Raw genomic sequence first — 12,628 nt, forward strand, 5'->3', positions numbered from 1 at the left:
CGCTCGCCGCAAGGAGACGCCCGGCACGTGACGTGGCGTCCCGCACGGCGACCGTCCGCTGCCATGGAGACGTCGACAGCGCACGGCCCACGTGGCCCGGCCTCCGGGAAACGGGCCGATCCTCACGACGCCCACGGCGACGGTGCTGTCCTTCAGCCGGTTGCCGCTCGACGAACGTGTCGGAGCGGAGCATGCCGCGGCGCGCCCGACCCGTACGGGATCGCCGCATCGAAGGGCAGCGGCCACGCCCTCGGCGCCCGGTCCGGCGGACTGCCGCTGACAGCGGCGTCCATCGCTGACGGCGCCCCCGGCCGGCCGGGAGACGACGCGGTCCGGAGACCTGTGCGGCGGGACACTACCGCGCTCGGGACAGGCCGGCGAGTGCGAGACAGGCGCCGACGGAGGCCGTCTCCGCCTCGTCCAGACGGCGCATGGGCGGGCTCACCGCGTTGGTGGCGATGATGCCGAGCAGCATCAGGGCCGTCTTGAACGCGCCCAGACCTGCGGCCGTCGCCGAGGCCGTGCCGGGGCGGGCCGCCCGGACGATGTCGAACAGGCCGACGAGCCGGTCCTGCTCGGCCTTGGCCGCGGCCCAGTCGCCTCGCACCGCCGCCTCGTGCAGCCGGACGTAACCGTGCGGGTCGACGTTGCCCAGACCGGGCACGCAGCCGTGGGCGCCGCTCAGCATCATGGCGTCGACCACCAGTTCATGACCGGTGAGGATGGAGAACTCCGGGAGATCGCGCGCTCCGATGACCAGGCGTCGCAAGGATCCGTCGTCGCCGCTGGAGTCCTTCACCCCGGCGAGCACCCCGTCCGCCGCGAGCGGCAGCAGGAGTTCGGGGTCCAGCTTGCTGTGGACGCAGACCGGCACGTCGTACGCCAGGAGCGGCAGGTCGACGGCGGTCGCCAGGTCCCGGAAGTGGCGGTCGATCTCGGTGACGTGGGTGCGCGTGTAGAAGGGCGCGGTGGCCACGACCGCGTCGGCGCCCAGGGCGGCCGCCGCACGGGCCCGCTCGGCGGCCCGGTCGGTGGTGGTCTCGATGGCCCCGACGAGGACCGGGACCTGGCCCGCCACCGTCGAGGTGATCACCTTGACGACCTCGTCCTGCCGGGCGGGCGTCAGGTAGGCGGTCTCGCCCGAGCTGCCGAGAGCGAAGAGGCCGTCGACGCCACCGTCGAGGAGATGTCCGACGACCCGTTCCAGCGAGGAGCGGTCGAGTTCGCCGTCGGCGGTGAGCGGGGTCACGACGGGCGGGATCACCCCGGAGCAGAGCCGGGCGGGGGTGGTCATGCGGTGCTCCTCGCGGGCGTGACGGAGGTTCCGGGGTGGATGCAGTGCCAGCGGCGTTCGCGCGGCCCGAGGGTTTCCACGGGGAAGACGCCCGCGCATTCGTCGTCCGCCTTCCAGCAGCGGGTCCGGAACGGGCAGCCGGTCGGCGGGTTGGTGGCGGAGGGCACGGGGCCGGTGAGCACGATGCGTTCCGTCGTCTCCAGCAGGCTGGGGGTGGCGGAGAGCAGTGCCTCGGTGTAGGGGTGGGCGGGGGTTCCCGCCACGTCGGAGGCCCGGCCTTCCTCGACGATGCGGCCGAGGTAGAGGACGGCGACGCGGTCGGCGAGGTAACGCACGGTCTGGATGTCGTGGGAGATGAACACCATGCCGAGGCCGAGGCGTTCGCGCAGGTCGACCAGGAGGTTGAGTACCTGGGCCCGTACGGAGACATCGAGCGCGGAGGTCGGTTCGTCGGCGACGATCAGTTCCGGTTCCAGGGCCAGGGCGCGGGCGATGGCGACGCGCTGGCGCTGGCCGCCGGAGAGCTGCCCGGGCAGGGCGGCGAGGGTGTGGCCGGGCAGTCCGACCAGGTCGAGCAGCTCCTCCACCCGGGCTTCGCGCGCCTCCCGCGTGCCGCGCCGGTGCACGTCCAGCGGGTCGCGGAGGATCTGCCGGACGGTGAGGCGGGGGTTGAGTGCGGTGGCGGGATCCTGGAAGACGACGCCGACGGCGGAGCCGAAGCCGTCGCGCCGCTCGGCACCGGTCATCTTCCACAGGTCGCGCCCGTGGAAGAGGACCTCGCCCTCGGTGGGCTTCTGCAGTCCCGTCAGCACGCGGGCGAGCGTGGACTTGCCGCAACCGGACTCCCCCACCAGTCCCACGATCTCCCCGCGCTCGACCTCCAGGGTGGCGTCGGTGAGGGCGTGTACGGCGTCGCGGCTGAATATGCCGCCGCTGCGTGCCTTGTGGCGTACGTGGACGCCGTGGAGCCCTATCACAGGGCACTCCCTTCCAGCTTCTTGGCGGCCGTGCCGGCCGGGTGGTGGCAGGCGAAGCCGTGTTCCTCCGCTGTGCCGCGCAGGGTGATGACGGGGGTGGTGGTGCGGCAGATCTCCGTGGCGGCGCCGCACCGGCCGGCGAATCGGCACCCCTCGCCGAAGCCCTGGGGCGGGGGGACCACCCCGCGGATCTGGTGGAGCCGGTCGGCGCCGGCTTCGAGGGAGACCACAGAACCGAGGAGGCCGCGGCTGTAGTGGTGGGCGGGGTCGGTGAGGACGGAGCGGATGTCGCCGACCTCGGCGAGCCGGCCCGCGTACATGACGGCGACCCGGTGCGAGAGGTCGCCGACCAGGGCGAGGTCGTGGCTGACCAGCACCATGGCGAAGCCGAGTTCGTCGCGGAGCTTGATGAGGAGTTCGACGACCTGGGCCTGGACGGTGACGTCGAGGGCGGTGGTCGGCTCGTCCGCGATGAGCAGGCGTGGGCTGCGGGAGAGGGCCATGGCGATGAGAACACGCTGGCGCTGTCCGCCGGAGAGCTCGTGCGGGTAGCTGCGCAGGGTGCGCTCGGGCGAGAGGCCGACGAGTTCGAGCAGCTCGGCGGGGGTCTTCGTACCGCCGCGCGAGGTCAGCTGCTTCAGCTGGGTGCCGACGAGCACGGAGGGGTTCAGCGAGGAGAGCGCGTCCTGGTAGACCATGGCGATCTCGGGGCCCATCAGGGCGCGGCGCTCCTTGGGCGGGAGCTTCAGAAGGTCCCGGCCACGGTAGAGGATCTCGCCGCTGACCTGGGCGTTGCGGGCGAGGAGACCCATGACGGCGAGGCTGGTGATGGACTTGCCGCAGCCGGACTCGCCGACCAGGCCGAGGGTTTCGCCCTCGTGGACGGTGAGGTTGAGCCGGTCGACGACGGCGGTCTCGCCGTAGCGGTCGGGGAAGCGGATGGCCAGGTCGCGGACGACGAGGAGTGCGTCGGCGTCCTCGCGCACCGGGGTGATGGTCGGCTCGGTGGCGTCGAGGTGCCGGGCGAGCCTGGCGAGGGCGGCGTCGATGTCGACGGTGGCGGCGGCCTCGACCGGGTCGGGAGCCGTGGTGGCGGTGGCGGGGACGGCGGCGCGGGCGCTCCTGGGCGCGGCGGAGGCGTCGGTGAGCCCTTCGGAGAGGATGTTGAGCGCGAGGACGGTGATCAGGAGGGCGAGTCCGGGGAAGAAGGTGGCCCACCAGCCGCCGGCGAGGAGGATCTGCCGGCCGTAGGCCAGGACGCTGCCCCAGCTGGGGTCGGGGTCCTGCACACCGGCTCCGATGAAGGAGAGGCTGGCCTCGAAGATGATCGCCTCGGCGACCATGACGGTGGCGAACACCATGACCGGCGCCATGCAGTTGACGGCGACGTGACGCAGCACGATGTAGCCGCGGCGGGCGCCGATGACCTTCTCGGCCGCGACGTAGTCCTCGCCGTACTGCGCGAGCACGTTGGCGCGGACGACGCGGGCGAGCGAGGGGGTGTAGACGAAGGCGACGGTGAAGATGATCACCGGGATGCTGGTGCCGAAGACGGCGACCAGGACGGCCGCGAGGGCGATCGGCGGGAACGACATGACGACGTCGAGGGTGCGCATGACGGACTCGTCGCCGAGCTTGCGCGAGGTGGCGGCGAGCGCGCCGAGGAGGGCTCCGGCGATCAGGGCGACGGCGGTCGCGCCGAGGCCGATGACCAGGGAGTAGCGCGATCCGTGCACCACGCGGGCGAAGACGTCGCGGCCGGCCCGGTCGGTGCCGAACCAGTGGTCGCCGCCGGGGGCCTGGACCGGGACGCCGGTGGTCAGGGGGTCCTGGGTGAGGAGGGGAGCGAGTACGGCGCCGAGGACGACGACGACCAGGACGCCGAGGGCGATGCGGGAGGTCGTCGGGAGCGAGCGGAGCGCGATGCCCGGTCGGGAGAGCTTCTTGGCCAGCCGGCCCGTGGTGAACATGTCACACCGTCCTGATGCGCGGGTTGACCAGCAGGTAGAGCAGGTCGACGATGACGTTGACCACCAGGAAGGCGATGGCGATGGTCAGTACGGTGCCTTGGACCAGGGCGACGTCGCCGCCGGTGACACCTTCGAGGATGAGCTTTCCCATGCCGGGCAGGTCGAAGATCGCTTCGATGACGACGGCTCCGCTGAGCAGGTAGCCGACCTTGACGCCCAGCACGGTGAGCGGGGTGACGAGCGCGTTGCGCAGCACCGAGCGGATCACCAGGAACACCGGCAGGCCGTTGCCCTGGGCGGTACGGACGTAGTCGCGGTCGAGTTCGGCGACCATCGAGGTGCGCACCAGGCGGGCGAGCGAGGCGGCGACGGGCACGGCGAGCGAGACGGCGGGCAGGGCCATGGTGGTGAGCCAGCCGCTGAACGAGTCGGCGGGGTTGGTGTATCCGCCGGTCGGGAAGATCCGGGTGTTCAGCGCGAACTGCTGGATGAGCAGGACGCCGAGCCAGAAGGACGGGATGGCGACCCCGGCCATGGACAGCACGCGGAAGAGCTGGTCGGGCCAGCGGTCGCGGTACATCGCGCCCAGCACACCGCCGACGACGGCGAGGGCCACCGCGAGGAGAAGCCCGAGGAAGGTCAGCTGCAGGGTGAGCGGAAACGCCGCGGTGATCCGGTCGATCACGGGCTGGCTCGGCGGGACGGTCATACCGAGGTCGAAGTGGAGCAGTCGGCCGAGGAAGTCGACGTAGCGGATCGGCAGCGGGTCGTTGAGCCCGTTGGCCTCGGCGAAGGCTTCCCTGGCTTCGGGGCCGGCGCTCTCTCCAAGCGCGTTGTAGGCCGGGTCGGCCGGCGAGAACTGCAGCACCACGAAGACCAGCAGCGCGATGCCGAGGATCATCACCGGCATCATCGCGACGCGGCGCAGCGCGAGCCGGAGAAAAGCAACCATCGTCGGGTTCCTTGCGATTGGGCGGACAGCGGGCGCGGGCCGGCGGGGAGGCGCCGGCCCGCACCGGGTGGACGTCAGGCGCGGCCGACGTCCACGAAGGACAGGCCCGTCGTCGGCAGCGGCTTGAAGCCGGACAGGGCCTTCTCGTTCCATGCGGTCGGCAGCTTGCGGTGAAGGATGGGGTAGAGCGCGGCCTCGTCGGCGACGAGGTCGGTGATCCGGCCCCACACCTGCTTGCGCGTCTCCTCGTCCGCTGCTTGGGCGGCCTTGTCGAGGAGCTGCTTGACCTGCTTGTATTCGGCGGTCCTGGACCAGCCGTAGCGCTTCTCCGGCCAGAAGCCGTAGTAGAACCAGCGCATCAGCAGGTCCACGTCGTTGCCGAAGACCGAGGGGTCGCCCGGCGCCACCACCACCTCGAAGTCACCGCCGTCGACCTTGGCGTACTGGGCCGCGGACTGGGCGATGCTGAGGGTGGCCTCGACGCCGGCCTCGGCCCAGCTCTCCTTCAGCAGCGGGGCGATGTCCTTGACCCAGCCGGTGTCGGTGGTCAGGACGGTGAACTTGAGCTTGCCCACGCCCGCGGCGGTGAGCAGCTTCCTCGCCCTGGCCACGTCGTGGGTGTAGACGGTGGCGGCCCGGTGGAAGTCGGGGTGCGTCGAGGGCAGGTACCCGCTCGCGGCGGTCGCGTTGCCGACCATCGCGGTGGTGATGATCTTCTCGGTGTCCAGCGCGTAGTGCAGGGCCTGGCGGACCCGCTTGTCGGCGAACCGCCTGTCCGCGGTGTTGAACATCAGGAAGAGCAGGCCGAAGGACTGCACGGACTCGGTCTTCGTGGTGGCGGAGAGCCGCTTGACGTCGATGTACGGGACGTCCTCGATGGCCTGGACGCGGCCGGACTCCATGGCACTGACGCGGGCCGACTGGTCCGACATCAGGCGCCAGACCATTTTCCTGGCCTTGGCCGGGTGGGGGCCGTTGTACTCGTCGAAGCGCTCGAAGACGATCTTGTCCTCACGGGTCGCCTCGATGAACTTGTACGGCCCCGAGCCGACGGGCTTGGCGTCGAAACCCTTGGCGTCCGCCTCGACGATCTTCTTCGGCACGATCCGCGCCACGGCGATGCGCGAGGGGAAGAGCGCGAAGGCGTACTTGAGCTTGAACTCGACCGTCTTGGGGTCGACCGCGGTGACCGTGTCGATGAAGGGCACGAACTGCGCCATCAGCGACGCGTTCTTCTCGTCCAGGATGCGCTCGAAACTGAACACGACGTCCTCGGCGGTGACCGGTGAGCCGTCGTGGAAGGTCGCACCGTCACGGAGCGTGGCACGGTAGGTGGTGGCGTTGATCTTCTGCGGCATCCCGGTGGCGAGCGTGGGGCGTGCCATGAGCGTCACCGGGTCGAGGTCGACGAGCCCCTCGAAGATGTGCATGTTGGCGGCGTACGGCGTGGCGCCCGACGTGATCACCGGGTCGAACCCGGTCGACAGGGGATACGACAGGCCGGCCTCGATGGTGCCGTTGCCCTCGCTGCCGCCGCCCTCGTCCGCCTGGTCGGCGGTCGAGGAGGGCCCGCCACAGGCGGAGAGGCCGGCGGTGACGGCGACGGCCGCGCCCAGGGCGCTGGTGCAACGCAGGAAAGTGCGGCGCTCGATGCCGGCTGGCCTCAGCTCGGGCACGGGTCCTCCAAGGGACGTTGGGGTGGAAAGGGGCGGAAAGGGGTGGAGAACGACTTGGGAAGGCTGACGGGCCCCCGACGAGCCCAAGCATCAGACGTCAGATGTCCGATGCCTTGATAGCGTGGGAACGTAGCTTGACAATCGAGAGGGGTCAAGAGGTGGGGAGTTCACCCAAGTCCGGCACGCGCCCCGGTCGCACCCTGCTGAGACAGGAGGTCGTCGAGGGCATCAAGCGCTACATCCTCGACGAGAGGCTCCGTCCCGGCGACCCGCTGCCCACGGAGCCGGCCCTCTGCGAAGCCCTCGGAGCCAGCCGTTCCAGCGTCCGGGAGGCCGTGAAGATCCTCGACGCCCTCGACATCGTCGAGGTGCGCCACGGCCACGGTACGTACGTCGGCCGGCTCAGCCTGTCGGCGCTGGTGGAGAGCCTCACCTTCCGCGGCCTGCTCTCCCCGGACGACGACTTCCGGGTGATGGCCGACCTGGTCGACGTGCGGGAGCTCTTCGAGCGGGGGATGGCCGACCGGATCGTCTCCTCGCTCAGCGCCGAACAGCTCGACACGCTGGACGGCCTGGTGGTGACCATGCGCGAGACCGGGGCGGGCGACGGACACGGTTTCGTGGCGGCCGACCGGGCGTTCCACGCCCTGCTCGTCGCCCCCCTGCGCAACGACCTGATCGGCCAGCTCTCGATGGCCTTCTGGGACGTCTACACGATCGTCGCGCCGCACCTGCGGGGCTTCACCCACGCCGACGAGGCCGCGACGGTCGCCGCGCACCAGAACATCGTGGACGCCGCGCGCGCCGGCGACACCACCGCCTTCCTGAAGGCCCTCGAAGAGCACTACGCGCCGGTCAGGCTGCGGATCGCCGAGGCCAGGGCGCGCAGCCGGGGCTGATTCCCGCCGTCGCGCTCCCACCGGCCCGTGGACGCGGAGCGCGACGGCTCTGACCCTTGACGCGCGGCACCGCGGCTCCCTACGGTCTGGTTCGCCCACAGGACATCTGACGTCTTCTGTCCATTCGCTTTCCACGTCCCCAGGAGGGCACCGCCATGCCGTCGGCCGATCTCACCCTCGCGGAGTGCCGCGCCTACCGGCCCGAGCTCCCCCTTCCCGACGGGTTCGACGAGTTCTGGGCAAAGACCCTGGGCGGGGCGCCGCACGGGGGCTCCCCGGACCGGCCCCGGTTCGAACGGGTCGACAACGGCCTGGTTCAGGTGCGCACGTACGACGTGAGCGTCCCGGGGTACGACGGCCGGCCCGTACGGGGATGGCTGCGGATGCCCGCCGAGTCCACCGGACCGCTCGGCTGCGTCGTGGAGTTCCTCGGGTACGGACGCGGCCGGGGCCTGGCGCACGAGCAGCTGATGTGGGCCTGTGCGGGATATGCGCACCTCGTCATGGACACCCGCGGCCAGGGCTGGTCGGCGGCGACCGGAGACACCCCGGACACCCACCCCGGCTCGGCCGGGACCGTCCCGGGCTTTCTGACCCGGGGCATCGAGGACCCCGCGACGCACTATTACCGCCGGGTGTTCACCGACGCGGTCCGATGTGTGGAGGCGGTGCGGGCCCACCCCGAGGTCGATCCCTCCCGCATCGTGGTGACCGGTGTGAGCCAGGGCGGCGGCATCGCGCTGGCTGTGGCAGGGCTCGTGCCGGGGCTGGCCGGGGTGATGCCGGACGTGCCGTTCCTGTGCAACATCCCCCGGGCGGCACGCATCGCCGCCGCGCCGCCGTACACCGAGGTCGCTTCCTACCTCCAGCTCTACCGCGACCGCACCGCGTCGGTCTTCCGCACGCTGTCGTACTTCGACGCCGCCCAGCACGCCACCCGGGCGACCGCGCCGGCACTGTTCTCGATCGCGATGATGGACGAGGTCTGTCCGCCTTCCACGTGCTTCACGGCCTATAACCGCTACGCGGGCCCCAAGGACGTGCGGGTCTACGAGTTCAACGGCCACGAAGGCGGCGCCGAGTACCACCGGGCCGAACAACTCGCCTGGGTCCGCTCCCTGTTCGCCGGCCTCCCGACCGGGCGGGCCGTCCATCCCTGACAGCGAGGACGTTCCGTGCGCAGACGTTGCATGCTTCTCGCCGCGGGCGCCGCGGGCGCCGCGGCGCTGGCCGGCCCCCTGGCCGGGGGCGCCGCCGCGGCTTCCCCCAGCGGCCCCCTGGTAGATCACCGCACCGTCACCGCCCTGAACGGTGCCCAGCACGTCGACCTGTCGTCCTGGGCCGGGGCGGTGGCCCCTCTCACCACGGGCACCATCCTCGCCACCTTCCGCACCACGAGCCACAACGCGGCGATGACGCTGATCAGCGCCTCCGACCCCGCGGTCCCCTCCTCCGACCTCACCTTGGCCCTTCAGGGCGGGGCACTGCAGTTCTCGGTGCGGCAGCAGGGCGGTGTCCTGGTCGACTTCACCACCAGGACCCGCTACGACGACGGCCGGCAGCACACGGTCGCCGTGACCGTCGACAGCACCGGCACCCGTCTCCACGCGGGCGGCCGAGCCGTGTTCGACACGGCCGAGCGCCCGTTCTTCGGCAGCGTGTCAGGGCTGACCGCGCTGACGCTCGGCGCCAACCTCGACAGCGACCACCGCACCGGCGAGTGGTTCTTCACCGGCACCATCGAGCGGGCCGCGGTGTGGAACCGGGTCCTCGACCCGGCCGAACTGGTCGAGCAGTGCCCGCTCCCCGTCGTCGCCGATCACGGCCGGATCTCGACGATCCTCAACAGCGACACGCCCGCCACCTGGGTCTTCACCGGGGACAGCATCACTCACGGCGCCCTGCACACCAACGGGTGGCGCAGCTACCCGGAACACTGGACCGAGCGCGTCCGCTGGGAACTGGGCAAGCCCGAGAACCGTGACTTCGTGGTCGATTCGGGAGTGAGCGGGGCCACGAGCGCCGACCTCGTCTCGTTCTTCGACGAGCGCGTCACCGCCTTCTCGCCGAAAGTCGTCTCGATCATGATCGGCACGAACGACATCGCGGCCTCGGGCCTCGGCCTGGAGCAGTACCGTGCCAACCTCGTCTCCCTGGTCCGCTCGGTCCGCGCGCTGCCCGGTTCGCCCCTGCCGGTCCTCCAGGCGCCGAACCCGGTCGATCCGGCCCGCTGGCCCGGCCGCACCGGGCTCTCGGCGTACGCGCGGGTCATGGGCGAGGTGGCCGCGCGGCAGGAGGCCGTCTTCGTCGATCACCACGACGACTGGCTGACCGGCAACGGCGGCCAGGTGCCCCTGTCCCTGCTCGACGACGGGCCGCACCCGAACGAGCGGGGTCACCACCGGATCGCACTGAAGATGATCAGGGATCTCCAGATCTTCGACACGGGCAGCCGGGTCTGCGCCCTCTCCATTCCCTGACGCGTCGGTTCACGCAGCCGCCGCTCCGCTCCCTCCGCACATCTCCCCCTCACCGGAAGAGAGATCGTCCATGCAGCGCAGAGTATCCGTCGCCATGCTGTCCGCCACCGTCATGGTGGTCACCGCGGTCGGCACAGCCCACGCGTCTCCCCCCGCCGCAGCCATCACCGCGGCCGCCCCCGGCACGCTGACCTCCCAGGACATCGCGACCCAGGGCGTCGGATCTCCCTACTACCGTATTCCCGCGCTGACCACCTCCGTCAAGGGCACGCTGCTCGCCGCCTACGACGCCCGCCCCACCCTCGGTGACCTGCCCGGCAACCTCGGCGTGGTCCTGCGGCGCAGCACCGACGGCGGAACCACCTGGCACAGCCAGCAGGTCGTCCGCAAGGAGGCCGCGCCCAAGGGCTTCGGCGACCCCAGCCTGCTGGTGGACCGCGGGACGGGCCGCATCTTCGTCTTCTACGCGGGCTCCGTGAACCAGGGCTTCTTCGGCTCGGGCACAGGCAACGACGAGAACGACCCCGACATCCTCCAGGCCGACTACAGCTACTCCGACGACGACGGCCTCACATGGACCCACCGCCGCATCACGAAGCAGGTCAAGAACCCCGCCTGGGCCGGAATGTTCGCGGCCTCCGGAGAAGGCATCCAGGTCCGCAACGGCGCGTACAAGGGCAGGCTGATCCAGCAGTACGCCATCCGCAACAACGGGGCCAACTACGCCGTCAGCGCCTACAGCGACGACCACGGCGAGACCTGGAAGACGGGCAACCCGGTCGGCCCGGGCGGCGACGAGAACAAGACCGTCGAACTCAGCGACGGCCGGATCATGCTCAACAACCGCTCCGCGCCCTACCGCACCATCGCCTACTCCACCGATGGCGGCGTCAACTACACGCCGTTCACCCAGGACACCCGCCTGCCCGACCCGGCGAACAACGGCTCGATCATCCGGTACGCCCCGGACGTCGCAGCCTCACACCCCCAGGCGTCATGGCTGCTGTTCAGCAACACGGAGAGCACCTCGCGGAACAACCTCACCGTGAAGATGTCCTGCGACAACGGGAAGACCTGGCCGATCCGCAAGGTCGTCAACCCGAACAGCGCCGCCTACTCGACCCTGACACGCCTGCCGGACGGCCGGCTCGGCCTCCTGTACGAGCGCGACAACTACCGGCACATCACCTACTCCTCATTCGACCTGCGGTGGCTCGGCGGCACCTGCGCGGACATCACCATCACACCCCCTGCGACGATGAGGGCCGGGACGACCACCGAGGTGACCGTCCGGGTCGTCAACCGGATGGACGTCACCCGCAGCGCAGGCACGCTCGACCTGACGGTCCCCGCCGGCTGGACAACCCGGCAGGTGGCGTTCCCGGCGACACGTCCGGGCGAGGGCGCGAACGTCGAGGTCCCGGTCACCATTCCGGCAGGCGCCTCCGGAAACGCGGAGCTGACCGTGACCTACAAGGCCGACGGCAAGCAGGCATCCGGCAGCCGGACGGTGACGGTGACTCCGTAACCGCCGGCCCGCGGCAGCCGCCGCCCCCGTCGTCGCCCCGGCCGCGACGGTGGGGGCGGCGCCATGTCCCCTCACGGGCGCAAGGGCCCGCGCCGCCCGGCCCCACCTACGTGGGCACGGCCGCGGCGGACTCCAGACGCGAGCGGATGCCATCGAAGTGGGCGCGCATGGCCCGCACCGCGCGAGCACCGTCACGGGCCGCCACCGCGGCGACGATCTCGTGGTGCTGGGCGCAGGTGACGGCGGGGTCCTGACGGCCGTCGTCCACGCTCGCGCGCACCCGGTCCATGGCCGTCCAGAAGGCGTCCAGCACCTCGCTGAGGAGGTGGTTCTCGAGCGAGGCGTACAGCGCGAGGTGGAAGGCCCGGTCGGTGGCGCGGGCGACCCTGCCCTCCCGGGCGGCCTCGGTCTCCATCGCGGCGGCCAGAGCCCTCAGGACCGCCAGGTCCTCCGCGGGGACGCCGGCGGTGACGGTGCCGACCAGTCCGGTCTCCAGCGCCTCCCGCACCCTCATCAGCTCCAGGAGCCCCGGCTCGCCCCGGCCCTGCCGCACGACCGCCCGGAAGGCCAGGCCCTCGGCGAAGGGCGTCAGGGAGAGCGAGCCGACGAACGTCCCGAAGCCCCGCCGGATCTCTACGACGTTCACGGCCTGCAGCGCCTTGAGCGCCTCGCGGACCGAGACCCGCCCGGAGGAGAACAGCTCCATCAGTTCGGTCTCGGTGGGCAGCGGATCGCCGGGGCCAAGAGCCCGGTCGAGGATCAGTTCCTTGATCCTTCGCTCGATGTCCTGAGCCATGGTGGTGCGGGCCACAACCGTCCTCCTGCATGTGTCGTCGGCCCGCCGCCTCTTGA

10 protein-coding genes are annotated in these 12,628 nt (G+C 71.2%); 4 read left to right on the top strand and 6 right to left on the bottom strand.

The genetic code is table 11. From position 1 onward, the window contains the following. Nucleotides 1-355: 355 nt before the first annotated feature. The 5 genes from Sdagh_RS10785 to Sdagh_RS10805 form a co-directional block, all read right to left on the bottom strand. Entirely contained in the window at nt 356-1,294 is a 939-nt protein-coding gene (locus tag Sdagh_RS10785) for a dihydrodipicolinate synthase family protein (RefSeq protein ID WP_190078302.1), read from the bottom strand. Continuing rightward, the gene (locus Sdagh_RS10790) at nt 1,291-2,271 is read right to left on the bottom strand and encodes an oligopeptide/dipeptide ABC transporter ATP-binding protein (protein ID WP_190078301.1); all 981 of its coding nucleotides are present in this window, start codon (nt 2,269-2,271) and stop codon (nt 1,291-1,293) included. The genes Sdagh_RS10785 and Sdagh_RS10790 overlap by 4 nt, the downstream gene beginning before the upstream one ends. Then, the gene (locus Sdagh_RS10795) at nt 2,268-4,241 is read right to left on the bottom strand and encodes a dipeptide/oligopeptide/nickel ABC transporter permease/ATP-binding protein (RefSeq protein ID WP_190078300.1); all 1,974 of its coding nucleotides are present in this window, start codon (nt 4,239-4,241) and stop codon (nt 2,268-2,270) included. The genes Sdagh_RS10790 and Sdagh_RS10795 overlap by 4 nt, the downstream gene beginning before the upstream one ends. Before the next feature lies 1 nt (nt 4,242). Next, the gene (locus tag Sdagh_RS10800) at nt 4,243-5,193 is read right to left on the bottom strand and encodes an ABC transporter permease (protein WP_189423773.1); all 951 of its coding nucleotides are present in this window, start codon (nt 5,191-5,193) and stop codon (nt 4,243-4,245) included. Between the two features lie 74 nt (nt 5,194-5,267). Then, the gene (locus Sdagh_RS10805; protein WP_190078299.1) at nt 5,268-6,869 is read right to left on the bottom strand and encodes an ABC transporter substrate-binding protein; all 1,602 of its coding nucleotides are present in this window, start codon (nt 6,867-6,869) and stop codon (nt 5,268-5,270) included. 158 nt (nt 6,870-7,027) lie between these two features. Between Sdagh_RS10805 and Sdagh_RS10810 the strand changes: the two genes are divergently transcribed. The 4 genes from Sdagh_RS10810 to Sdagh_RS10825 all read left to right on the top strand — a co-directional run bounded on the left by Sdagh_RS10810 (nt 7,028) and on the right by Sdagh_RS10825 (nt 11,776). After that, on the top strand, nt 7,028-7,768 hold the full coding sequence (locus Sdagh_RS10810; RefSeq protein ID WP_189423769.1) for a FadR/GntR family transcriptional regulator: 741 nt from the start codon (nt 7,028-7,030) through the stop codon (nt 7,766-7,768). Nucleotides 7,769-7,923: 155 nt separating this feature from the next. Continuing rightward, complete coding sequence (locus tag Sdagh_RS10815; protein WP_189423766.1) at nt 7,924-8,928, top strand: acetylxylan esterase; 1,005 nt, start codon at nt 7,924-7,926, stop codon at nt 8,926-8,928. Nucleotides 8,929-8,943: 15 nt separating this feature from the next. Then, nucleotides 8,944-10,248, top strand: a complete 1,305-nt coding sequence (locus tag Sdagh_RS10820; RefSeq protein ID WP_226535013.1) for an SGNH/GDSL hydrolase family protein — start codon at nt 8,944-8,946, stop codon at nt 10,246-10,248. Between the two features lie 70 nt (nt 10,249-10,318). After that, nucleotides 10,319-11,776 (top strand): sialidase family protein, encoded by a 1,458-nt coding sequence (locus Sdagh_RS10825; protein WP_190078298.1) that lies wholly within the window; start codon nt 10,319-10,321, stop codon nt 11,774-11,776. 106 nt (nt 11,777-11,882) lie between these two features. Here Sdagh_RS10825 and Sdagh_RS10830 read toward each other — a convergent pair whose 3' ends face one another. Then, nucleotides 11,883-12,587, bottom strand: coding sequence for a FadR/GntR family transcriptional regulator (locus Sdagh_RS10830; protein ID WP_190078297.1), 705 nt, complete (start codon nt 12,585-12,587; stop codon nt 11,883-11,885). Nucleotides 12,588-12,628 lie beyond the last annotated feature (41 nt).

The sequence above is a fragment of the Streptomyces daghestanicus genome, assembly GCF_020521275.1.
GTDB classification, from domain to species: domain Bacteria; phylum Actinomycetota; class Actinomycetes; order Streptomycetales; family Streptomycetaceae; genus Streptomyces; species Streptomyces griseoviridis.